We start from the raw sequence: 22,157 nt of genomic DNA, 5'->3' as shown, positions 1-22,157 counted from the left end.
TATGGCTGAATACCCAATCAACAAGGGTATCGGCCGTCCGGTAGAGTTCAAGGGCTTGAAGGCACAGTACCTCTTCATCTTCTGCGGAGGTCTGCTGGCTCTCTTCGTCCTGTTCGTCATCCTCTACATGGTCGGTATCGACCAGTGGATATGTATCGGCTTCGGCGCGGCATCGTCCTCCCTCCTTGTATGGCAGACCTTCGCGCTGAACGCCCGGTACGGTGAACACGGGCTGATGAAATTAGGAGCGGCACGGAGCCATCCCCGATACCTTATCAACCGGCGGCGGATAACCCGTCTGTTCAAACGACAACGAAAGGAAGAAAGACAATGAGGAATACATCGAAAATGACAACACTGGAAAACAGGTTCCCACTTTTAGCGGTGGAGCATGGCTGCATCATCTCAAAGGACGCCGACATCACGGTGGCTTTCGAGGTGGAACTACCGGAACTTTACACCGTGACGGGTGCGGAGTACGAGGCGATACACAGTTGCTGGTGCAAGGCTATCAAGGTGCTGCCGGACTACTCCGTCGTCCACAAACAGGACTGGTTCATCAAGGAACGCTACAAACCGGAGCTTCAGAAGGACGACATGAGCTTTTTAAGCCGCTCTTTCGAGCGTCACTTCAACGAGCGTCCGTACCTGAAACACACCTGCTACCTCTACCTGACCAAGACAACAAAGGAGCGTAACCGGATGCAGAGCAATTTCAGCACGCTGTGCCGGGGACATATCATCCCGAAGGAGCTGGACAGGGAAACCACGACCAAGTTCTTGGAAGCCTGCGAACAGTTCGAGCGCATCATGAACGACAGCGGGCTTGTCAGGCTGCGCCGCCTCTCCACCGATGAGATTGTGGGTACTGAGGGAAAGACGGGACTTATTGAACGCTACTTCTCGCTCATGCCGGAAGGTGACACCACCTTGCAGGACATCGAGCTTTCGGCAAGGGAGATGCGCATCGGCGACAACCGCCTGTGTCTGCACACCCTCTCCGACGCGGAAGACCTGCCGGGCAAGGTGGCTACCGACACCCGTTACGAGAAGCTCTCCACCGACCGGAGTGACTGCCGACTGTCATTCGCCTCCCCGGTGGGGCTTCTGCTCTCCTGCAACCATATCTACAACCAGTATGTGCTGATAGACAACAGTGAGGAAACCTTGCAGAAGTTCGAGAAGTCCGCCCGTAACATGCAGTCGCTATCTCGCTATTCAAGGAGCAACAGCATCAACCGCGAGTGGATAGACCAATACCTGAACGAAGCCCATTCCTACGGACTGACCTCGGTACGGGCACACTTCAACGTCATGGCGTGGAGCGACGATGCGGAGGAACTGAAGCATATCAAGAACGACGTGGGCAGCCAGTTGGCAAGCATGGAATGCGTGCCGCGCCACAACACCATCGACTGCCCGACACTCTACTGGGCGGCGATACCCGGCAATGCGGCGGACTTCCCGGCGGAAGAGAGTTTCCACACCTTCATCGAACAGGCGGTGTGCCTGTTCACAGAGGAAACCAACTACCGCAGCTCGCTCTCGCCCTTCGGCATCAAGATGGTGGACAGGCTCACGGGAAAACCGCTGCACCTTGACATCTCCGACCTGCCCATGAAGCGAGGTATCACGACCAACCGCAACAAGTTCGTGCTGGGTCCTTCGGGCAGCGGCAAGTCTTTCTTCATGAACCACCTCGTGCGCCAATATTATGAGCAAGGCGCACATGTGGTATTGGTGGACACGGGAAACTCCTATCAGGGCTTGTGCGGCATGATCCGACGCAAGACAGGCGGAGCGGACGGTGTGTATTTCACCTACACGGAAGATAAGCCCATCAGCTTCAACCCGTTCTACACCGACGATTACATCTTCGACGTGGAGAAGAAGGACAGCATCAAGACCCTGTTGCTGACGCTCTGGAAGTCGGAGGACGACAAGGTGACAAAGACGGAGAGCGGCGAGCTGGGCAGTGCCGTGAGTGCCTATATTGAGCGCATCCAATCCGACCGTAGCATCGTGCCGTCGTTCAACACCTTCTACGAGTATATGCGTGACGACTACCGCAAGGAACTGGCACAGCGTGACATCAAGGTGGAGAAGTCCGACTTCAACATCGACAACATGCTCACCACCATGCGGCAGTATTACCGGGGCGGGCGTTACGATTTCCTGCTCAACTCCACGGAGAACATCGACCTGCTCGGCAAGCGGTTCATCGTCTTCGAGATAGATTCGATTAAAGAAAACCGCGAACTGTTCCCCGTCGTGACCATCATCATCATGGAAGCCTTCATCAACAAGATGCGGCGGCTGAAAGGCGTGCGGAAACAGCTTATCGTGGAAGAGGCTTGGAAGGCCCTCTCATCGGCGAACATGGCTGAATATCTGCGCTATATGTATAAGACGGTCAGAAAATATTACGGCGAGGCAATCGTGGTGACGCAGGAGGTGGACGACATTATCAGTTCTCCGGTGGTCAAAGAGAGCATTATCAACAACTCGGATTGTAAAATCCTGCTTGACCAAAGGAAATATATGAACAAGTTCGACCAGATACAGGCGTTGCTCGGACTGACGGAAAAGGAGAAGTCGCAGATACTCTCCATCAACATGGCGAACAACCCTTCACGGCTCTACAAGGAGGTGTGGATAGGCTTGGGCGGCACGCAGTCGGCGGTCTATGCCACGGAGGTCAGCGCGGAAGAGTATCTGGCGTACACCACCGAGGAAACGGAAAAAGTGGAGGTTTACCGTCTGGCGGAGAAGCTGGGCGACGACATCGAAGCCGCCATCCGGCAGCTTGCCGAAAGGCGGAGAAACAAGGAATAACTAAAAAACAGAATGTATCAACCAAAAAAGAAAAACGCGTATGAATTTACCAAAAGTGAAAATGCTGCAAGTCAGCAAGTGCCTTATCGGATTGGCGGTCATGATGCTGCAATCCTGCGACGTGGCCGACAACCGCCGCGACATGCTGTGCGGGAACTGGGAGAGCGTGGAGGGAAAACCTGACGTGCTTATCTACAAGGAGGGCGAAGCCTACAAAGTGACGGTGTTCCGTCGTAGCGGTCTGCGCCGCAAGCTCAAGCCGGAAACCTATCTCTTGCAGGAGGAGAACGGCAACCTGTTCATGAACACCGGCTTCCGCATCGACGTGTCCTACAACGAGGCCACGGATGTGCTGACTTTCTCGCCAAACGGGGACTATGTGCGGGTGAAGCCGCAGCCGGGACATCCGACCGAAGAATAACAACCACTAAAATCCAAAGTAACATGAGAACAAGAATAACAATGATTATCTGCCTGTGCCTGCTTTTCGCGGGCAGGGCAAGCGCACAGTGGGTCGTAAGCGATCCGGGCAATCTAGCGCAGGGCATCATCAATGCCTCCAAAAACATCATCCATACCTCCAAGACCGCCACGAACATGGTGAGCAACTTTCAGGAGACGGTGAAAATCTATCAGCAGGGCAAGAAGTATTACGATGCCCTCAAATCGGTGAACAATCTGGTCAAGGACGCCCGCAAGGTGCAGCAGACCATCCTGATGGTGGGCGACATCACAGACATCTATGTGAACAGTTTCCAACGGATGCTCCGTGACGGGAATTTCAGACCCGAAGAGCTTTCCGCAATCGCTTTCGGCTACACGAAACTGCTGGAGGAAAGCAACGAAGTGTTGACGGAACTCAGGAACGTGGTGAACATCACCACGCTCTCCATGACCGACAAGGAGCGCATGGACGTGGTGGAACGCTGCCACTCGAAGATGAAGCGTTACCGCAACCTCGTGAGCTACTACACGAACAAGAACATCTCCGTGAGTTACCTGCGTGCGAAAAAGAAGAACGACCTCGACCGCATCATGGGGCTGTACGGGAACATGAACGAAAGATACTGGTAGCCTATGAAGTTCGACAACCTTCATCAGATTTTACGTTCACTTTATGAGCAGATGATGCCGCTGTGTGGGGACATGGCTGGTGTGGCGAAAGGCATCGCCGGGCTGGGTGCGCTGTTCTACGTCGCCTACCGGGTATGGCAGTCGCTGGCGAGAGCTGAACCGATAGACGTATTCCCGATGCTCCGTCCTTTTGCCATCGGTCTGTGCATCATGTTCTTCCCGACTGTGGTGCTGGGCACGATAAACAGCATCCTCTCACCCGTCGTACAGGGCACGGCAAAGATGCTGGAGGCGGAAACGCTGGACATGAACCGATACCGGGAGCAGAAGGACAAACTGGAATACGAGGCGATGGTACGCAACCCCGAAACCGCCTACCTCGTGTCCAACGAGGAATTTGACAAGCAACTGGAGGAACTCGGCTGGTCGCCCTCCGACATGGTGACGATGGCGGGAATGTATATCGACCGGGGAATGTACAACATGAAGAAGAGCATCCGCGACTTCTTCCGCGAGATACTCGAACTGCTGTTCCAAGCCGCCGCCCTCGTGATAGACACCGTCCGCACCTTCTTTCTCGTGGTGCTGGCGATTCTCGGTCCGATAGCCTTCGCCCTGTCGGTATGGGACGGTTTCCAAAACACGCTCACGCAGTGGATATGCCGCTATATACAGGTCTATCTGTGGCTACCGGTATCGGACATGTTCAGCACCATACTGGCGAAGATACAGGTTCTGATGCTGCAAAACGACATCGAGCGGATGCAGGCAGACCCGAACTTCTCGCTGGATTCGAGCGACGGGGTGTATATCGTATTCCTCTGCATCGGCATCATCGGCTACTTTACCATTCCCACCGTTGCGGGCTGGATTATCCAAGCCGGAGGCATGGGCGGTTACGGTCGCAACGTGAACCAGATGGCGGGACGAGCCGGAAGCATGGCGGGCAGCGTGGCGGGTGCAGCCGCAGGAAACGCAGTCGGACGTGTCGGCAAATTGCTGAAATAATCAATGTGCAATCATAAATTGGAAAATATAAATGGAATTCAAATCACTTAGAAACATCGAATCGTCGTTCAGGCAGATACGCCTGTTCGGTATCGTCTTCCTCTCGCTGTGCGCCGTGGTGACGGTGTGGAGCGTGTGGAACTCCTACCGTTTCGCAGAGAAGCAACGGGAGAAAATCTATGTGCTGGACAACGGCAAGAGCCTGATGCTCGCCTTGTCTCAGGATTTGTCGCAGAACCGCCCGGCGGAGGCACGGGAACATGTGCGCCGTTTCCACGAGATGTTCTTCACGCTATCACCTGAAAAAAGCGCGATTGAACACAACGTGAAACGTGCCTTGCTGCTGGCGGACAAGAGCGTGTACCACTATTATTCGGACTTCGCGGAGAAGGGGTACTACAACCGCATCATCGCCGGGAACATCAACCAAGTGCTGAAGGTGGACAGCGTGGTGTGCGACTTCAACGCCTATCCCTACCGTGCCGTGACCTACGCCACACAGAAAATCATCCGGCAGAGCAACGTCACCGAGCGCAGCCTCGTGACCACCTGCCGCCTGCTGAACGCATCGCGGTCGGATGACAACCCGAACGGTTTTACCATCGAGGGTTTCACCATCATTGAGAACAAGGATTTACAGACTATCAAACGGTAACAGGACATGAAAAGTATCAGAAAATCAATGTGGGGCATGTATTGGAAACTCCACGACAAACGGAAACGCTTGGCGGCAAGTCTCAAAGGGTATCTGGACGGCTTGCCGCCGGAAACACGCCGCCGCATCGTGCTGGGGATGTTCGCCGCCTTCGCGGTGCTTGCCCTTTACACCTTCGGCAGAGCCGTCTATGACATCGGCAGGAACGACGGCTCACATATGGAAACGGGACACGCCGGACGGGTGGAACTGCCGACCCCGGCGGAAACAGGCAATCACTTAACACCTTATTTATATGGAACAGACAAAGAATGAACCGACGAAAGAGAACAAAGCTGCTCCCGAAACGGGGAAACCGAAAAAGGAGCGCGAACCGCTGACAGAGGCGCAACGGCTGAAACGGCAGAAGATGATCGTGCTGCCCGCTATGGTGTTGGTGTTCATCGGGGCGATGTGGCTGATATTCGCCCCGTCCTCCGGCAAGGAGCAACCGCCGGGAACGGACGGATACAACACCGAGATGCCCGACGCTGACAAGGCGAACCGGCAGATTATCGGCGACAAGCTGAAAGCCTACGAGCATGGGGAGATGGAAGAGCGTCAGGAGAGCCGCAACCGTGCCATCGGGCAGCTGGGCGACATGTTCGACCGCGAGATAGCGGGAACGGAGAACGGAGTGGACTTCGACCTCGCCAATCCGGGCGGCAAGGAAGAAAGGGCAAAGCCAGCCACGCCGCAGACCATCCAGTCCTCCGCAGCCGCCTACCGTGACCTGAACGCCACGCTCGGAAACTTCTACGACCAGCCGAAAAACGACAATGCGGAGATGGACGAATTGTTGGAGCGCATCGCATCGCTGGAGTCGGAACTGGAAAGCGAGAGGGGCAAGGCTTCCTCTATGGACGAGCAGGTGGCTCTTATGGAGAAGTCCTACGAGCTGGCGGCAAAGTACATGGGCGGTCAGAACGGAGGACAGCCATCGGCGGAACAGAGGGCAGAGCCAACTACCGTGCAGAAAGGGAAGAAGAACAAGGCAATGCCTATCAGACAGGTGGAGCATCAAGTAGTTTCTTCACTCTCACAGCCTATGAGTAACGCGGAGTTTGTCGCCGCCTTATCGCAGGAACGCAACCGGGGTTTCAACACGGCTGTCGGCACGGCGGAGGTATTGGACAGGAACACCATACCGGCGTGCGTGCATGGGGCGCAGAGCGTGACGGACGGGCAGACGGTAAGGCTGCGCCTGCTGGAGCCTATGGCGGTGGCAGGCAGGACAATACCCCGGGGTGCGGTGGTGGTCGGCACGGGCAAGATACAGGGTGAGCGGCTCGACATCGAGATTACCTCGCTGGAATACGACGGCACGATTATCCCCGTGGAGCTTGCGGTCTATGACACGGACGGACAGCCCGGCATCTTCATCCCGAACTCGATGGAGATGAACGCCGTCCGGGAGGTCGCCGCCAACATGGGCGGCTCGCTGGGAAGCAGCATCAACATCTCCACCAATGCCGGGGCGCAGCTCGCCTCCGACTTGGGCAAGGGGCTGATACAAGGCACGAGCCAGTACATCGCCAAAAAGATGCGAACCGTCAAGGTGCATCTGAAAGCCGGGTACAGGGTCATGCTTTACCAAGAAAAATATTGAAAACAATAAAAATTACCACTAAAATCCAAAAGTAATGAGAAAAGTAATCATCATGTTTGCCCTCGCTATGGGCATCATAACTGCCAACGCGCAGGAGAATGTAACCGTTGAAACGACCAACGGAAGTGAACAACCGACCTTGACGAAGGAGGTCTATCCGCAGAAGGAGGCGGACGGCGACCTATATCACGGGCTGTCACGCAAGCTGACCTTCGACCGCATGATACCGCCGCACGGTCTGGAAGTGACCTACGACAAGACCGTCCACGTCATTTTTCCGGCGGAGGTGCGCTATGTCGATTTAGGCTCGCCCGACCTGATTGCCGGGAAAGCCGACGGAGCGGAGAACATCATCCGTGTGAAGGCTACCGTAAGGAATTTTCCCAACGAAACGAATATGTCCGTCATCACGGAGGACGGCAGTTTCTACACCTTCAACGTGAAGTACGCCGCCGAACCGCTGTTGCTCAACGTGGAGATGTGCGACTTCATCCATGACGGCAGCACGGTGAACCGCCCGAACAACGCGCAGGAAATCTATCTGAAAGAGCTGGGCAGCGAAAGCCCGATGCTGGTGCGCCTTATCATGAAGTCCATCCACAAACAGAACAAGCGCGAGGTGAAGCATATCGGCTGCAAGCGTTTCGGCATCCAATACCTGTTGAAAGGCATCTACACGCACAACGGCTTGCTTTATTTCCACACGGAGATAAAGAACCAGAGCAACGTGCCTTTCGATGTGGACTACATCACTTGGAAAATCGTGGACAAGAAGGTTGCGAAGCGTACTGCCGTGCAGGAGCAGATTATTCTGCCGCTCCGCGCGCAGAACTACGCCACCCTCGTGCCGGGCAAAAAGAGCGAGCGCACGGTCTTCACGATGGCGAAGTTCACCATCCCCGATGACAAGTGCCTCGTGGTGGAATTGAACGAGAAGAACGGCGGCCGTCACCAGTCCTTCGTGATTGAGAACGAGGATTTGGTACGCGCGGGTACCATCAACGAACTTCAAGTACGCTGACCATGAGAAAGTACATCGCAATAATCATCGCGTCGCTTGCCCTTTTTACAGGGCAGGCGCACGCCCAGCGGTGTCTGCCGAAGATGCAGGGCATCGAGGTGAGGGCGGACATGGCGGACGGCTTCAATCTCGGCGGCAAGGACGGCGGGTACAGCTTCGGGGCGGCTCTCTCCACCTACACGAAGAAGGGGAACAAGTGGGTGTTCGGTGGCGAATACCTGTTGAAGAACAATCCCTACAAGGACACCAAGATACCCGTGGCGCAGTTCACGGCGGAGGGCGGCTATTACTTCAAGATACTGTCGGACGCCCGAAAGATTGTTTTCGTCTATGCCGGGGCTTCGGCTCTCGCCGGATATGAGGCGGTAAATTGGGGGAAGAAGGTGCTGCATGACGGCTCCACGCTGCACGACCGGGACGCCTTCATCTACGGCGGTGCGCTGACGCTCGATGTGGAGTGTTACGTGGCAGACCGTATCGCCCTGCTTGCCAACCTGCGGGAGCGTTGCCTTTGGGGTGGCGACACACGGAAGTTCCACACGCAGTTCGGGGTCGGTATCAAGTTCATCATCAACTGACACGGGCATGGAAAGGACGGAAATAGATGCTGTCAGAAGGATGCCGCTTGCGGATTTTCTCGCACGGCTGGGGCATGAGCCTGTCAGAAGGAGCGGTAACGAGCTGTGGTATCTTGCCCCGTACAGGGGCGAGCGCACATCCTCTTTCCGTGTGAACGTGGCGAAACAGCTCTGGTACGACTTCGGTTTGGGCAAGGGCGGCGACATCTTCACGCTTGCCGGGGAGTTTCTGCAAAGCGATGACTTCATGAAGCAAGCGAAGTTCATAGCGGAAGCCGCCAATATGACGGTTGCCGGATGGGAAAAGCCCGTCTATCTCTCGAAGCCGACCGAATCCGTTTTTGAGGATGTGGAGGTCGCTCCGCTGCTCCGCTCACTGCTGACGGAGTATTTAGAGGAACGGGGCATCCCTTACGCCATCGCATCCCGTCACTGCTGCCGCTTGAACTACGGTGTGCGTGGGAAACGGTATTTTGCCGTTGGCTTTCCGAACATGGCAGGTGGCTATGAAGTCAGAAGCCGATATTTCAAGGGTTGCATACCTCCGAAGTCTGTATCACTGGTAAAGGCGAATGACATCCCGGCTGACGAGTGCCTCGTGTTCGAGGGCTTCATGGACTTTCTCTCTGCCGTGACGCTTGGTGTAACCGGTAACGCTGACTGTCTTGTGCTGAACTCAGTCGCCAACGTGGAGAAGGCGGCGGGATTGCTGGACGGATACGGGCGCATCGGCTGCTTCCTCGACCGTGACGAAGCCGGACGGCGGACGCTTGCCGCACTTACCATGCGATACGGGGAACGTGTCACCGACCGTTCCTCCCTCTATGACGGTTGCAAGGACTTGAACGAGTACCTGCAACTGACAACGAAAAAACAGAAAAACAACCATCTAAAAATCGAAGAACAATGAACATACTGAACAACAGAAACAAGAGAACATCAATATTCAAGGCAGTGGCGTTATGCCTGATAGCCGCCATGTCATTCACCCTCGTGTCATGTGACGATGACATGGACATCCAGCAGTCCTATCCCTTCACGGTGGAGGTCATGCCCGTGCCGAACAAGGTAGTAAAGGGGCAGACAGTGGAAATCCGCTGTGAACTGAAAAAGGAGGGCGACTTTTCGGGTACGCTCTATACCATCCGCTATTTCCAGTTCGAGGGGGAAGGCTCGCTCAAAATGGATAACGGCATCACCTTCCTGCCTAACGACCGCTACCTGCTGGAGAACGAAAAATTCCGCCTGTACTACACGGCGGCGGGTGATGAGGCGCATAATTTCATCGTGGTGGTGGAGGATAACTTTAGCAACTCCTACGAACTGGAATTTGACTTCAACAACAGGAATGTAAAGGACGACGATCTTACCATCGTTCCCATCGGCAACTTCAGCCCCTTGTTGAAATGATGCGTGTATTCATGACAATGCTCTGTTCACTTCTGACGGTCTGTTCTGTGTCCGCGCAGATCAGCCGCCAAGAGGGAACGGACGGGCAGGCGGCAATCTACCGACTGCCGCTTATGGAACGTGCTTTTTTATGCTGCCGCTACTTTGAAGGCTGGCACTCAGAAAAACACTACCCATACGTCGGTTGGGGTCACAAACTTTTGCCAAACGAGAAGTATTCGGCACGAACCATGACAAAACGGGATGCGGATGAACTTTTGCGGAAAGACCTGCGCAAATTTGTCGCCATGTTCCGTAAATTCGGGGTTGATTCGATTTTGCTTGGCACGTTAGCTTACAATGTGGGACCGGCGAAGCTGTTAGGCAGCAAAACAATCCCCAAAAGCACCTTAATCAAGAAGCTGGAAGCTGGTGACAGGAACATCTACCGTGAGTATATAGCCTTCTGCAACTACAAAGGAAAACGCCACGCCATGCTGCTCAAACGGAGAAAGGCGGAGTTTGCGCTGTTGTATATCCCATAAAAGGACTGACAAAACTGGCAAAAGACGTGCCATATTTAACTTGGCACGTCTTTTGCTCTATCACTTGATAGATTATCGTAGGATTTTCTCGTTAATTGACATCGTTGAGCCATTTTTGCCTATCGGTTTCCAAATAACACTTCAAGTTGTAAGTGTTGTGAGAGCAATACAAAACATAGTTATTAACCATAAAAAGTATAGCGAAATTATGAAGAAAGTATTTAGGAAAATTCAGAAAGGAACAACAAAAATGATTGAACGTATCAAATCGTTGGGGGAAATGGAGACGAAGCAGAAATGTGTAGTTCAACGGTTCGAGATTATCATTCCCCTCCACCAAAAAATAACGACCCAATATATAGCCTCCGCAAGTTTTACTTGCGGATTTTTTAGTTATCGCAGATTGGACAAAGGTTTCTTTGCTACTTTCTTTGTCCGCCATCATGCTCACTGAAAGAAAGTAGGGCGGCTCTCGCCGCCCCGCCACTCAAAAGCGTGTGTAAAGTCCCGTCACCATCGTGAACATTTCCTCCAGCATATCAAAATAGATACCCTCGTGTACGGCAATGTCCTTTGTCTTGCACTCAAAGGTCTTTTTGCTGAACGTCCTGCGGTAGAAGCGCATATTGTAGAGGTCTGCCCCTTCGTCATAGATGATGTCAAGGCGGTTGGCACTTGTTTTGTTCCTTGCAAGGCTCATCCGTAAGCCGTTGCCCATATCTATGAAATCACGGCTACCTGTCATGGCGGTGAAGCGTTTTCCGCCTATCTGCTGTAATATCGTCTTGGCTATCATATCTTTTGTTTTTAGGGTTTTAAGTATTGGCGGTGCGGACACCGCCATCCCGTTCAAAATTCTCGCATTTCGGAAATGGGGGTCTGCCGTTGTAGCCACTCTTTCACACATTCCATATTGTACTCGCTCGTGATGACTGCCGTATGGCTGTCGGTGGCGGTGAAACGTGTGCTTTCGTAATCATCTATCCACCCCTTGAGGGTGTCCGTTCCCCACGCTCCGGTATCGTCAAAGATACCGTCCAATGCCGTGATAGGTTCGCTGAACTTGACTATCAGCGTTTGATAGGTCGTGTTCATAGTCTGTCCTCCTTTCCCTTCTTTGCGTTCAGCCACTTGTCCCGTGCGGCTCGGCACTCGTCCAACGTGGGTTTGACACAAGAGAACAATTCTCTGTCTATGGGGTGGCGGTAGTCGTACTGCACAAGTGTCCGCCTGCGTCTTCCGATACCCGATTGGAAACGCTCGTATTTCTCCGTACCTGCTTCCGCGCAGGTGCTTACTCCGTTGATGGTCATTCGTGTTGTCATAATGTTGCTTTTTAGATGGTTAAAAATGTACTGACAGAACTCTGTTCTTCATCACCATTTCGGGGTTGCTTGTGTAGCGTTGGTGCAGGTAGAAATGGTGTGAGCCGAAGCCGTAAAGGAAAAACTTGTCAAGTTCGTGCTTCTCGGCAAACTCCTTTACGCTCTTTCTCAATTCCCCCTCACTCGTTGTGAGAGTGAGGAGGTTCACAAATTCAAGGAACATCGTGGGGATTGCATCATCCCACACACAAATCATACTTTCAATTCTTACTTCCATATCAATGTTGTTTTAGGGGTTATGCTATGCCGCTTTCATCCGCTCACGGATAAGGTTGGCGTTCTTGTTCACAAGGTCTATGATGCGCTCGTGATATTCGGTGTCCTGGTTGTGCTTGCCGTGGCACTGCACCACTTCGAGGGTTCGCAAGTCCACCTCTACGGTTTCAATAATCTCATCGCCAATCCTTGCCGATAGTATGAGGGTGTCGGCTTTCTTGTAGTATCCACTGCCAAACACGCAGATGCCCTGCGTCTTGCCCTCGTTGTAATACTCGTCTATGCTTTCAAGCACCTTGACGATTATTTCCTCGTCCGTGATTACCAAGCCGAAGAATTTGGATTTGTTGGCGATGAAATCCTCCGCATCTTTCTTTCGTTGGAGTTGTCGCTGTTGCTCACGCTCACGCCTTTCAATCTCCCAACGGCGTTGCTCTGCGGCTCTTTCCTTCTCGTGTATGGCTTCAATTTTTCGGGTTGCGTTGTCGTGTGCCGCCATGAAATCTTCGGGACAGATGTTCTTCGGGTTACGGAGGTCTTGACCGAGTTTTTTGAGCATACGCAGATAGTCGCACCACATTGAGAGGTTGTCTATCTGATACTTGTGACGCTTGGCAATCAGATATGATGCCCAACATTCATCGGCAGTACGGGTATTGAAAAGAAAGTGTTTCATGACCTCAATCTCACCGCCTTTCATAAGGGTTTCAATTCTTGGGTCTGAAAGCAAGGCTTTGAAAAGACGCACGGGGGAGATGCCGTGGAAATCGCCCTTGAAGCCGTTACGTCTGAGTTGGGGCAATATCCTCATCTTTGGATATGCACAGCTTCTTGCCACCACATCATCGTATAGGCTGTTGTGCGGTCTTACCTCCATATCGCTGCCTAATGCCCACACATCGCAATAGCAGAAAAGGAAGCCACGGAGCAACGCCATGTCCGTAACCTTGCCGTCGGGTGAAATCCAACGCTGCACGACCTCGTGGCAGTAGAAACGCATCGGTTCGCCTTTCCTGCTCTCGCATCTGACCTGCGCCACGCGGATTACCTGATACCCTTTGCAGGTGGTTATCACGCTGAAATTCTGCGTTTCCTTGTAGATGCGTCTGCGTGTGTCCTGCACTTTGAGTTCGGCATGGCATTTGGGGCAGGTGCAGCCTTCAAGGGTGTCGCATAGTCCGCTGTCGCTGTGCCACTCGTGACCGCAGTCGGAACAGGTGATGTTCCCTTTCTTGGTGCGGTAGCCGATATGCTCAACGCAGTGGCGGTATGCCCAATCTATTTGTGTCGCTGATATGGGGCGAAGGTTGGCGGAAAGTCTTGCCACCTCTTTCTGTATCTTGGTCTTCGGTTTCATAAGCCTAAATCAAATAATGAGGGTTGGGGTTGGTTTTCTTTTCTCGCTGACGGTCTGTGGCGGTTCTGCAACTTGCGGAGTTCCTCCTCTTGGTATTTGCGGACAGCGTTCTGACGTGCCTCCGCCTTTTCCTCTGCCGTGAGTTTCACAACGTGGTTCACAACCACTTGGCAGTCCATCGGTTTGCCCACCTCTATCTCGTTTTCCTCATAGTAGTGGATGGCTTGCCCGAATATCTCTCCGTCCGTGAAACCGTTGCAACCGCTTTTCTGCACATAGTTCAGAATGTGGGTCACGCACTCGTCCATGTTCTTGGCAGGGTTGCGGTACTTCTTTGCAAATAGCGCATCTTCCTCCGCACGCTGTTCCAAGTACATATATATCGTTCTCTTGAAATGGTCTGTTCCTTTCATATCGCTGTCATTTTTAGATTATCTGTTTCAGTATCTCTCTCCAATAGGTCGGCTCTACCTCGCTGAGAAGGAAGTCCATGAAATCCCTCCGTGCGTCCTTGTTCAGTTCGTGGTACAATCTTCGGAAAGTTTCAAAATTGCCGTTGATGTACGTTTCCACCATATACACGAAGATGTTGTCCACCTCGTAATATCTGCACTGCTGCGCTGCCGTCTTGCTGTTTCTTTTTGCCATGTCGGTAAGGGTTAAAGGGTGAATAACCAAAGGATGAAGCCAAAGAAGGCAATGGTGGAAAGGATAGCCACGATTACACCTATCGCCACTCGGAACACTCCGTTTACAATCTCTCTGATGATGCCCCAAAGGATGCCGAACACCCCGAAGGCGGTGCGCATCATCAAGCCGCATATCGCCAACCCGATGTGTTGCGCCATTTGTCTGAAATTTGCCGTTGCCGTCATATCTTCGCTGTTTTTGATTTTTTTGTTTTTAATGCGGATTCAAGAGCTGAGGGAGTTGAGTTTCAAACTATCTTATCTGCCTCTCGTTTATCCGACATTTTTTTTATGCGTCTTTCTGTCGCATCGGTCGTTTTCGTTTCGGGTGCTTGAAAAGGTAGGGATTAGGGAATGCAAGGTTTTTCGGTCAAAATACTACCCGCAGGGCTGGAGATTTTTACCGAAAACAGGAGGCTTGACCTTGCTTTCCCGTCCAATCCCGGAATTACCTTTGCGCCCAGAACGAAAATGACTGACTGATGCGGCTTACTGAAAGGCGCAAAATGGAGGTAAACGAAAACAGAGGCAGATTGTGTAGAAAAAAACTTCAGGGGAAAATCCGTAAAAAAAAGAATCACCAAAAGGAAAAAGACATCACCGGAAGCGTGAAAAGGGCAAACCACAACAAAGGAAGTATGATTGTTTCCGATCCGACGGAACTTGTTCAGCCGGGTGGCAACAATCATTCTTCCCGGTTTGTCCGGCTGTGTGTGGGCGCCTGTTTCATTCATGGGGCAGGCTGACACACTCTGCATTCACTTTCCGCTTCCGGCAAAAGAGACAGCGAAAAAAGAAAAATCATTTGAAAACCCGTAAAAGCACCTCTTGGCATAGGCGCAAAAGAAAGGGGCATTGCTTCATCTGTCTAAACATCGTTTAGGCGTGAGGCAATGCCCTTTTCTCCAGCTATGCGGTAGTCGGCACACGTTTGTTCCAAACTCGTTTTGGGCAATGGTGTGCCGACGGACAATACCGCTTTTACGGAAAATTCTTATGAATGAGGGGATAAAAAACGGGAGTTTATATCAAAATCTCGAATTAAATAGCTACTTTTGCATACGAAGAGTTCTTTGAAGGTTACGCAACGCGCAGAAGGATAATGCAGTAGATAACTAACTAAATCGTAACCTATTACTATCAAGAGCAATTAACCTACGCTCATTTCCAATAAATTACACTCTTTTCGTAACTTCATGGAGCAAAACTACGATTTTAGAAGCATTTTTTCAAACAGGAACACTTAAAATAGGTTACTTTAGTGGTTATTCATTTAAAAGCCCTATTTTTGCCGTAACAGATTAAAACACGAAAGAATGATGAAGAAGTATCTATTTTTGTTACTAATAGGGGCCGCTAGCCTGACGGCCTGCGGAGACGATGACGGTCCCGTTGTTCCGGAATTGAATAAGCTAACGAAAGTTTCTTGTTATAAAGACGGAGCTTCAAGCCCGCTTTTTACCGCTGATATCAATTATATGAATGACGGGAAAATATCGAGTATATCTTTCCATGGAGATAAAGAGTTTCGTCTTTTCTCTTCTGACAACAAATATTTGATGATAGATATCTCTACCGGGGACGAACTAGGAGAATATATATTAAGTGGAAATGTGATCACGGCAAAGAACGTCTTGAGGAAAAATTCGTATGCGAGTAATGAGGTCTATGTGAGTGATGAATATAAGTATGGTTATTCCGGATCTAATCTGGTGTTGACCTCATGGGTAGCTCGTTGGCCGAAAGAAGACGGTCAAGGGTATGAGAGTGAGGGTTACAGGGAATATGATAAGTTTTATTGGGAAAACGGGAATGTGGTAACTTTTTCTCGGAATCAGGATCGGATGGAGTATGAGTATAGTACGGTGGAGAGGCCTGAAAATTATCCTCTACGTGTGATCGGCTCTTTTGCTCCGGTTGATTTTGAAGCTGTGACTCCCTTGAACCTATTATATGGTGTTCAGAACCGGAATCTTCCGATCCGTGCCTACACCTATACGATCCCTAACCAGAGCGAGGTGAAAGCTGAGTACAAATACACCTATACCACCGTGGGAGATTATATAACGTGTATGACTATCGATGAGAATGACGGAGGAACCGCAAGCTCTTATAAGTATACTTTCGAGTATAATTTCGCCGTGAAGTAAGGAGACATGCCTTGTTTGGTTTAATTAACATACACATATGCAGCATTTCCGCCCTAAAACGCATTTCTAATTTTATAGAATTAAAAGGTTGATTAGTTTAATTGATAAACTTAGAAAGGAAGTATTATGAACGGATTCTTTAATTTTAGGAAATTAGTTGTAGGTGTAATGGCGGCTACTTGTTTTATGGGGTTTCAATCTTGCTTGGACGATGATGATGATTATCCTTACAGTAAAGTGTTGCCGAATGCGTTGGTGACGGTTAAGCCGGTCGATGATGGTTCATATTTTCTTCAATTGGATGATAGCACGACCTTGTTGCCTGTCAATATGACCTCTTCTCCCTTCGGGCAGAAGGAGGTGAGAGCGTTGGTGAATTTTGACGAGACGAACGAGTCTAGCGGAATTTACAGCAAGGCCGTAAATATTAATTGGATCGACAGTATCCTTACAAAACCAATCGCTCCGGATTTGGGGGTGACTAGCAACGATTCGATCTATGGCTCCGACCCTGTGGAGATCGTGAACGATTGGGTTACCATCGCCGAGGACGGATATCTGACACTCCGTTTCAGGACGATCTGGGGAGACCGCAATAAGGCTCATTTTGTAAACCTACTGACAGGCAAGGACCCGGAGAATCCTTATGAGGTAGAGTTCCGCCATAACGCTTATGGCGATGTATATGGCGCATATGCGGATGGACTGGTCGCTTTTAAATTGGATAGCCTCCCGGATACGAATGGTAAGACGGTTAAGTTGAAATTAAAATGGAAGTCATTCGATGGCGATAAGTCTGTGGAATTCAATTATTGTTCCCGCAAGTCTACTCCGGCAAAAGCATCTATAGCTGCCGAGAGAAGCGCCTTAAATTTGAAATAGGTCGGTTTGATCGTTTAAATAGATGGGGATTTGGCAGGGAGTGAATCTCCCTTGCTTTTTGAAAGTTCTTTCCTAGTGATAGGGAAGGACTTTTTTTATGGATAGAAACAAAAAAGGACTCTAAGAAGAGTCCTTTTTATTCGTGGGCAGTGATGGATTCGAACCACCGAAGGCGAAAGCCAGCTGAGTTACAGTCAGCCCCATTTGGCCACTCTGGTAACTGCCCATTCCAATATGTTTTCTTGAGCCTCTTGTCGGATTCGAACCAACGACCCCGAGATTACAAATCACGTGCTCTGGCCAACTGAGCTAAAGAGGCATCTGTTATTCGTTTGCGGGTGCAAAGGTAGTAATAATATCTTACGATGCAATAGCTGGAGGTATTTTTTTTCAAAAGGGAACGAAAAAAGCCGTCCGGGAAAACTCCCGGGCGGCTCTTCTCTACACGTAACTTACATCAAATTAAATCAATATCTCTTACCAACGGTTTCCCAGTCGATAATCCCCCACAATGCGTTCAAATGATCCGCACGGCGGTTCTGGTAATCCAGATAGTAAGAATGCTCCCATACATCGAATCCCATGATCGGAGTCAATCCCTTAACGACCGGGTTACTACCGTTGGGTTCTTTGGTAATTGAAAGTTTGCCGTCTTTATCTTTAGCCAACCATACCCATCCTGAGCCGAACAAGCCTGTACCGGCAGCCACGAACTCTTTCTGGAAGTTCTCGAACGATCCCCACGTAGACTTGATAGCCTCGGCTAGCTTACCCGTAGGCTCGCCACCTCCGTTCGGGGAGAATTGGGTAAAATATAGATTGTGATTCAATACTTGGCCGGCATTGTTGAAAATGGCTCCGTCAGACTCACGAACGATCTGCTCCAGCGGAGCGTTCTCGAATTTCGTGCCCTCAATCAGCTTATTAAGGGTATTTACATAGTTCAATAAATGTTTTCCGTAATGGAAATCAATTGTTTGTTTGCTGATAACTGGTTCTAAACCGTCGTTTGCGTACGGTAACTGGATTAACTCGAATTTCATAACTTCTTCTTTTTTATCTGTTATTTGACTATTTGTGATCATTAATAATAAACTTAAACATAATGTAAGCATTGTCTTCTAGTTTTTTATGTTGATTTACTATATAAACAGAGCCGAGGGGATGAAAGTTCTAGGTTCGGTGATGATTTTTTGGGAAAAATATGTTTGCGGCTAAAGTTTTATAGGGAAAACTATGCGTTATATATCGCGAAAGTTTCTATTTTTGTGCGCTCTTAAGCTTTTATTAATTAGTAAAACATATTTGTAGATGGTAAAGAAAGTTGGGAATTTAATTCCAAACACCTTTTTTATTACAAAAGGAAGTGGCGAATCAGACTTGGAGAAACACGCTGGTTCTTACCACATGGCTCTTTATGACGCCGGTATCTCTGATTTTAATATCATGACGTATTCGTCAGTGATACCCGCTACGGCACATCTGGCAACCATGGATGAACTAGACCTTCCTCCATTTGGTTCGGAAATGAAAACGATCATGGCTGTATCCCATGGATATCAGGATGAGTTCGTGTCTGCTGGTGTGGTTTACGCATGGATGTATAAGGATGAGAACTTCGACGAGAAGGTTGGTGGCCTTGTGTGTGAGGTCAGCGGACGTTACCGCATCGAGGAGCTTGAGTCTCGTCTGATCCGTGTTATTAACGATCTTCATCAGAAGACGTATGGGAAGTATTATCTTGGAGAGCTTAACTTTATCACCGAGGGAATTACGATCGAGAAACGCTATGGAACGGCGTTGGCCGCCCTTTGCTTCGTGGATTTCCTTCAACCGGAGATCGAGGAATAAGTCGTGTTGAGTATTTTTTGTGATATTTATAGAGCCGGTTCCTTTCAAGAGCCGGCTTTTTTGTTAACTTTGAGCAACAAAAAACATATAAATATTGTTTTCGTGATATGAAAAAGATAATTAATCCGTGGGAAGGGCTGGACGGTTATATGTGTTTCGGTTGCGCTCCGAACAATCCGCTGGGGCTGCATATGGAGTTTTTTGAGGATGGTGACGATATCGTGGCGTTCTGGAAGCCTCAAGGTACTTACCAAGGATGGCTGCGTACGTTGCACGGAGGTATACAGACTACGCTGATGGATGAGTTGGCCGGCTGGGTGGTCTTGAGGAAGTTGCAGACCTCCGGGGTGACTTCACGCCTCGACGCCAAGTTTATGAAGAGTATCTCTACGGACGAGCCCCAACTGACGATACGGGGACGGATGACAGACCGGAAACGGAACGCCATCTTCATAGAGACCGAGATCTATAACTCGGCGAATGAGTTGTGTACCCGTGCCGAGATGGTTTATTTCATCACCCCGCAAGAACGTGCGATGGAGGAGTTTGGTTTTTGCGGGTGTAAGACTGAGGATGAACATTAGTATAAATAAAAAGAAAAGTTAGGTTATTATGAAGTATGTTGGGGCTCACGTGAGTGCGGTCGGTGGGGTTGAGAATGCCCCCGTTAATGCCCATGAGATCGGTGCGAAGGCTTTTGCCCTTTTCACCCGGAATCAGAGGCAATGGAAGTCGCAGCCGTTGAAGGCGGACAGTATCCATTTATTTAAGGAGCGGTGTGAAGCGTACGGTTACGATCCGGGATGTATCTTGCCGCACGATAGCTATTTGATCAATCTGGGGAACCCGGACGCCGAGGGATTGCAGAAATCCCGTGACGCTTTTCTGGACGAGATGACACGCTGCGAGCAACTGGGACTGAAAATGTTGAATTTCCATCCCGGAAGCCATTTGGGGAAGATGGAGGTGGATACCTGCCTGTCTCGCATCGCCGAGTCGATCAATATCACGTTGGCTCAGACGAGTGGCGTATGTGCCGTGATAGAGAATACGGCGGGGCAAGGCTCGAACTTGGGATATACCTTCGAGCAGATCGCCTATATTATAAACGAGGTAGAGGATAAGAGTCGGGTGGGAGTATGCCTCGATACGGCGCACACGCTTGCCGCCGGTTACGATATAAAGACACCGGAGGGATTTGCCGAGACATTCCGTCATTTCGACGAGGTGGTCGGTTTTTCTTATTTAAGGGGTATGCACTTGAACGATTCTAAAAAGGAGCTGGGATCACGTGTGGACCGGCACGAGAGTATCGGTAAAGGCTTGATGGGCCTTGATACCTTCCGCATGATCATGGCGGACCCCCGTTTCGACAATATGCCCTTAATCCTAGAGACCCCGGACGAGGCGCTTTGGCCGGAGGAGATACAGCTTCTATATAAACAATTAAAATCTTGATTATATGTTCATTTTAATGCCTGTCATTTTTGTCTTAGGAATCCTCGCTATTGCCTTGGAGGATAAGATCAAAATAAATAAAGCGGCCATAGCGTTGTTCATGGCTATCTCTATGTGGATGATATTGATGTTCGATGCCTACAATATTTTCGTCGAACGCTCTAGTACGATCTTTCAAGAGTTCTTGACCCAGAACCCGGAGATGGCCAGCTTGCCCCCGCATGAGCAATTTATTAATTTTATATCGAACCGTGCGATTGTTTATCATTTAGGAAACGTCTCCGAGACGCTTTTCTTCGTGATGTGTTCCATGTTGATCGTGGATATCGTGGATAAGCATGGTGGTTTTAGGGCCGTGACCGGGTATATCCGTACGCCGAATAAACGTAAGCTGTTGTGGTATATAAGTTTCGCTACTTTTTTCTTCTCCGCCTTGTTGGATAACTTGGCAGCCGCTATCGTGATCATGGCGGTGTTGCGTAAGCTGGTACCGGATCGTACGGATCGTTTGAAATATGCCTGTATGGTGATTATAGCGGCGAACGCCGGTGGCTCATGGTCGCCGATTGGTGATGTGACGACCATCTTGCTTTGGGTCGGAAAGAATATCTCGGCGATGCACCAGATCTCTCACGTATTTATCCCCGCTTTGGTTAATATGTTGGTGCCGTTGACGATCGCCCATTTCTGGTTGTTCAAGAAAGGATCTACCTTGCGTGTGTTGAGCGAGGAGGAGCAAGGCGACGAGTACATACCAGAGATACCGAACCGCTCACGTCGGATGATCTTTGTGATCGGCGTGCTTTCCTTGGCGTTGGTGCCTGTCTTCCAGATGGTGACGAACTTGCCGCCGTTCTTGGGCGTCTTGCTTGGATTGGTGATCCTTTGGTTCTATACGGATTTGATGTATAGCAAGCTGCACATGCATGAGTCCCAGAAACTCCGTATTTCCCAATTGTTGCCGAATATCGATTTGGCTACGATCTTCTTTTTCTTGGGGATCTTGATGGCCGTGGGAGCGCTGGAGACCTCCGGGCAGTTGGGTATCATGTCCGCTTTCTTGGATAAGCATGTGCATGAACCGTATCTGATCAGCTTCGTGATCGGTGCCTTGTCCTCCTGCGTGGATAACGTAGCCTTGGTAGCTGCTACGATGGGTATGTACCCGATCGTGGAGCAGGTGGCCGACTTATCGCCTTACGCCCAGTTCTTCGTATCGGACGGTGGTTTCTGGACCTTCTTGGCTTATTGCGCCGTGACGGGTGGTAGCATCTTGATCATCGGATCGGCTACGGGCGTTACGGTAATGGGATTGGAGAAGATCGATTTCATGTATTATACGAAACGGTTCTCTATCTTGGCGTTGATCGGCTATTGTTGTGGCGCCGGTGTATATATGCTTTTATTTGCTTAAAA

General features: G+C 50.4%; 31 protein-coding genes and 2 tRNA genes. 21 read left to right on the top strand and 12 right to left on the bottom strand.

What is annotated here, in order from left to right:
* Window position 1: 1 nt before the first annotated feature.
* From DW033_RS03305 to DW033_RS25285, 14 genes are all read left to right on the top strand, one after another.
* Complete coding sequence (locus DW033_RS03305) at window positions 2-334, top strand: DUF4133 domain-containing protein (protein WP_004291514.1); 333 nt, start codon at window positions 2-4, stop codon at window positions 332-334.
* Entirely contained in the window at window positions 331-2,835 is a 2,505-nt protein-coding gene (locus DW033_RS03300; protein ID WP_004291515.1) for a TraG family conjugative transposon ATPase, read from the top strand. Before DW033_RS03305 ends, DW033_RS03300 begins: the two co-directional genes overlap by 4 nt.
* A gap of 40 nt (window positions 2,836-2,875) precedes the next feature.
* On the top strand, window positions 2,876-3,256 hold the full coding sequence (locus DW033_RS03295; RefSeq protein ID WP_004291516.1) for a DUF3876 domain-containing protein: 381 nt from the start codon (window positions 2,876-2,878) through the stop codon (window positions 3,254-3,256).
* Between the two features lie 23 nt (window positions 3,257-3,279).
* Window positions 3,280-3,909 carry a DUF4141 domain-containing protein gene (locus tag DW033_RS03290; protein ID WP_004304283.1) on the top strand — a complete coding sequence of 210 codons (630 nt, stop codon included), beginning with the start codon at window positions 3,280-3,282 and terminating at the stop codon, window positions 3,907-3,909.
* Between the two features lie 3 nt (window positions 3,910-3,912).
* On the top strand, window positions 3,913-4,917 hold the full coding sequence (traJ, locus tag DW033_RS03285; protein ID WP_004291518.1) for a conjugative transposon protein TraJ: 1,005 nt from the start codon (window positions 3,913-3,915) through the stop codon (window positions 4,915-4,917).
* A gap of 31 nt (window positions 4,918-4,948) precedes the next feature.
* On the top strand, window positions 4,949-5,572 hold the full coding sequence (traK, locus tag DW033_RS03280; RefSeq protein ID WP_004291519.1) for a conjugative transposon protein TraK: 624 nt from the start codon (window positions 4,949-4,951) through the stop codon (window positions 5,570-5,572).
* Between the two features lie 6 nt (window positions 5,573-5,578).
* Window positions 5,579-5,887, top strand: coding sequence for a TraL conjugative transposon family protein (locus tag DW033_RS24605; RefSeq protein ID WP_004291520.1), 309 nt, complete (start codon window positions 5,579-5,581; stop codon window positions 5,885-5,887).
* Window positions 5,868-7,220 (top strand): conjugative transposon protein TraM, encoded by a 1,353-nt coding sequence (traM, locus tag DW033_RS03275; RefSeq protein ID WP_004291521.1) that lies wholly within the window; start codon window positions 5,868-5,870, stop codon window positions 7,218-7,220. Before DW033_RS24605 ends, traM begins: the two co-directional genes overlap by 20 nt.
* Before the next feature lie 34 nt (window positions 7,221-7,254).
* The gene (traN, locus tag DW033_RS03270) at window positions 7,255-8,241 is read left to right on the top strand and encodes a conjugative transposon protein TraN (protein ID WP_004291522.1); all 987 of its coding nucleotides are present in this window, start codon (window positions 7,255-7,257) and stop codon (window positions 8,239-8,241) included.
* 2 nt (window positions 8,242-8,243) lie between these two features.
* Complete coding sequence (locus tag DW033_RS03265; RefSeq protein ID WP_004291523.1) at window positions 8,244-8,819, top strand: conjugal transfer protein TraO; 576 nt, start codon at window positions 8,244-8,246, stop codon at window positions 8,817-8,819.
* 7 nt (window positions 8,820-8,826) lie between these two features.
* On the top strand, window positions 8,827-9,729 hold the full coding sequence (locus tag DW033_RS03260) for a toprim domain-containing protein (protein ID WP_004291524.1): 903 nt from the start codon (window positions 8,827-8,829) through the stop codon (window positions 9,727-9,729).
* Entirely contained in the window at window positions 9,726-10,229 is a 504-nt protein-coding gene (locus tag DW033_RS03255) for a DUF3872 domain-containing protein (protein ID WP_004291525.1), read from the top strand. Before DW033_RS03260 ends, DW033_RS03255 begins: the two co-directional genes overlap by 4 nt.
* Window positions 10,226-10,753 carry a hypothetical protein gene (locus DW033_RS03250; RefSeq protein ID WP_004291526.1) on the top strand — a complete coding sequence of 176 codons (528 nt, stop codon included), beginning with the start codon at window positions 10,226-10,228 and terminating at the stop codon, window positions 10,751-10,753. Before DW033_RS03255 ends, DW033_RS03250 begins: the two co-directional genes overlap by 4 nt.
* Window positions 10,754-10,817: 64 nt before the next feature.
* Window positions 10,818-11,207, top strand: coding sequence for a hypothetical protein (locus DW033_RS25285; RefSeq protein ID WP_004291527.1), 390 nt, complete (start codon window positions 10,818-10,820; stop codon window positions 11,205-11,207).
* A 33-nt stretch (window positions 11,208-11,240) separates the two neighbouring features.
* Here DW033_RS25285 and DW033_RS03240 read toward each other — a convergent pair whose 3' ends face one another.
* From DW033_RS03240 to DW033_RS03195, 9 genes are all read right to left on the bottom strand, one after another.
* On the bottom strand, window positions 11,241-11,549 hold the full coding sequence (locus tag DW033_RS03240; RefSeq protein ID WP_004304290.1) for a hypothetical protein: 309 nt from the start codon (window positions 11,547-11,549) through the stop codon (window positions 11,241-11,243).
* Window positions 11,550-11,602: 53 nt separating this feature from the next.
* Window positions 11,603-11,905 (bottom strand): hypothetical protein, encoded by a 303-nt coding sequence (locus tag DW033_RS03235; RefSeq protein WP_005783104.1) that lies wholly within the window; start codon window positions 11,903-11,905, stop codon window positions 11,603-11,605.
* On the bottom strand, window positions 11,845-12,078 hold the full coding sequence (locus tag DW033_RS03230) for a DUF3873 domain-containing protein (protein ID WP_004304291.1): 234 nt from the start codon (window positions 12,076-12,078) through the stop codon (window positions 11,845-11,847). Before DW033_RS03230 ends, DW033_RS03235 begins: the two co-directional genes overlap by 61 nt.
* A 19-nt stretch (window positions 12,079-12,097) precedes the next feature.
* A complete protein-coding gene (locus DW033_RS03225; protein WP_004291531.1) occupies window positions 12,098-12,355 on the bottom strand; it encodes a hypothetical protein in 258 nt (85 codons plus the stop codon).
* A gap of 24 nt (window positions 12,356-12,379) precedes the next feature.
* Window positions 12,380-13,711 carry a PcfJ domain-containing protein gene (locus DW033_RS03220; protein WP_004291532.1) on the bottom strand — a complete coding sequence of 444 codons (1,332 nt, stop codon included), beginning with the start codon at window positions 13,709-13,711 and terminating at the stop codon, window positions 12,380-12,382.
* Window positions 13,708-14,124, bottom strand: coding sequence for a PcfK-like family protein (locus DW033_RS03215; RefSeq protein WP_004291533.1), 417 nt, complete (start codon window positions 14,122-14,124; stop codon window positions 13,708-13,710). Before DW033_RS03215 ends, DW033_RS03220 begins: the two co-directional genes overlap by 4 nt.
* 13 nt (window positions 14,125-14,137) lie before the next feature.
* Window positions 14,138-14,359 (bottom strand): hypothetical protein, encoded by a 222-nt coding sequence (locus DW033_RS03210; protein WP_004291534.1) that lies wholly within the window; start codon window positions 14,357-14,359, stop codon window positions 14,138-14,140.
* An 11-nt stretch (window positions 14,360-14,370) separates the two neighbouring features.
* Window positions 14,371-14,586, bottom strand: coding sequence for a hypothetical protein (locus DW033_RS03205; RefSeq protein ID WP_004291535.1), 216 nt, complete (start codon window positions 14,584-14,586; stop codon window positions 14,371-14,373).
* A gap of 161 nt (window positions 14,587-14,747) precedes the next feature.
* On the bottom strand, window positions 14,748-15,158 hold the full coding sequence (locus DW033_RS03195) for a hypothetical protein (RefSeq protein WP_004291538.1): 411 nt from the start codon (window positions 15,156-15,158) through the stop codon (window positions 14,748-14,750).
* Window positions 15,159-15,264: 106 nt separating this feature from the next.
* Here DW033_RS03195 and DW033_RS25280 point away from each other — a divergent pair, with 106 nt between their 5' ends.
* The 3 genes from DW033_RS25280 (at window position 15,265) to DW033_RS03180 (ending at window position 17,432) form a co-directional block, all read left to right on the top strand.
* Window positions 15,265-15,477 (top strand): hypothetical protein, encoded by a 213-nt coding sequence (locus DW033_RS25280; RefSeq protein WP_007567577.1) that lies wholly within the window; start codon window positions 15,265-15,267, stop codon window positions 15,475-15,477.
* Between the two features lie 242 nt (window positions 15,478-15,719).
* Entirely contained in the window at window positions 15,720-16,550 is an 831-nt protein-coding gene (locus DW033_RS03185) for a DUF5032 domain-containing protein (protein WP_122382440.1), read from the top strand.
* Between the two features lie 126 nt (window positions 16,551-16,676).
* A complete protein-coding gene (locus DW033_RS03180; RefSeq protein ID WP_005856726.1) occupies window positions 16,677-17,432 on the top strand; it encodes a NigD-like protein in 756 nt (251 codons plus the stop codon).
* Window positions 17,433-17,575: 143 nt separating this feature from the next.
* On the opposite strand, the gene DW033_RS03175 is transcribed toward DW033_RS03180, so the two are convergent.
* The 3 genes from DW033_RS03175 to DW033_RS03165 form a co-directional block, all read right to left on the bottom strand.
* A tRNA-Tyr gene (locus DW033_RS03175) sits at window positions 17,576-17,658 on the bottom strand.
* Between the two features lie 19 nt (window positions 17,659-17,677).
* Window positions 17,678-17,751, bottom strand: a tRNA-Thr gene (locus tag DW033_RS03170).
* 148 nt (window positions 17,752-17,899) lie between these two features.
* A complete protein-coding gene (locus DW033_RS03165) occupies window positions 17,900-18,547 on the bottom strand; it encodes a superoxide dismutase (protein WP_005862137.1) in 648 nt (215 codons plus the stop codon).
* Window positions 18,548-18,743: 196 nt separating this feature from the next.
* Here DW033_RS03165 and DW033_RS03160 point away from each other — a divergent pair, with 196 nt between their 5' ends.
* The 4 genes from DW033_RS03160 (at window position 18,744) to nhaD (ending at window position 22,155) form a co-directional block, all read left to right on the top strand.
* The gene (locus DW033_RS03160; protein ID WP_005856730.1) at window positions 18,744-19,283 is read left to right on the top strand and encodes a pyruvoyl-dependent arginine decarboxylase; all 540 of its coding nucleotides are present in this window, start codon (window positions 18,744-18,746) and stop codon (window positions 19,281-19,283) included.
* A 107-nt stretch (window positions 19,284-19,390) separates the two neighbouring features.
* Window positions 19,391-19,867, top strand: a complete 477-nt coding sequence (locus tag DW033_RS03155) for a PaaI family thioesterase (RefSeq protein WP_005856732.1) — start codon at window positions 19,391-19,393, stop codon at window positions 19,865-19,867.
* Window positions 19,868-19,895: 28 nt separating this feature from the next.
* Window positions 19,896-20,741, top strand: a complete 846-nt coding sequence (nfo, locus tag DW033_RS03150) for a deoxyribonuclease IV (protein WP_022192129.1) — start codon at window positions 19,896-19,898, stop codon at window positions 20,739-20,741.
* A 4-nt stretch (window positions 20,742-20,745) separates the two neighbouring features.
* Window positions 20,746-22,155 carry a sodium:proton antiporter NhaD gene (nhaD, locus tag DW033_RS03145; protein WP_005856736.1) on the top strand — a complete coding sequence of 470 codons (1,410 nt, stop codon included), beginning with the start codon at window positions 20,746-20,748 and terminating at the stop codon, window positions 22,153-22,155.
* The last annotated feature ends 2 nt before the right edge of the window (window positions 22,156-22,157 follow it).

This window comes from Parabacteroides sp. AF39-10AC (assembly GCF_003635405.1).
In the GTDB taxonomy this organism is placed as follows: domain Bacteria; phylum Bacteroidota; class Bacteroidia; order Bacteroidales; family Tannerellaceae; genus Parabacteroides; species Parabacteroides distasonis.
The sequence above is the reverse complement of the archived record's forward strand: the minus strand, read 5'-3'. Positions and strand labels throughout refer to the sequence as shown.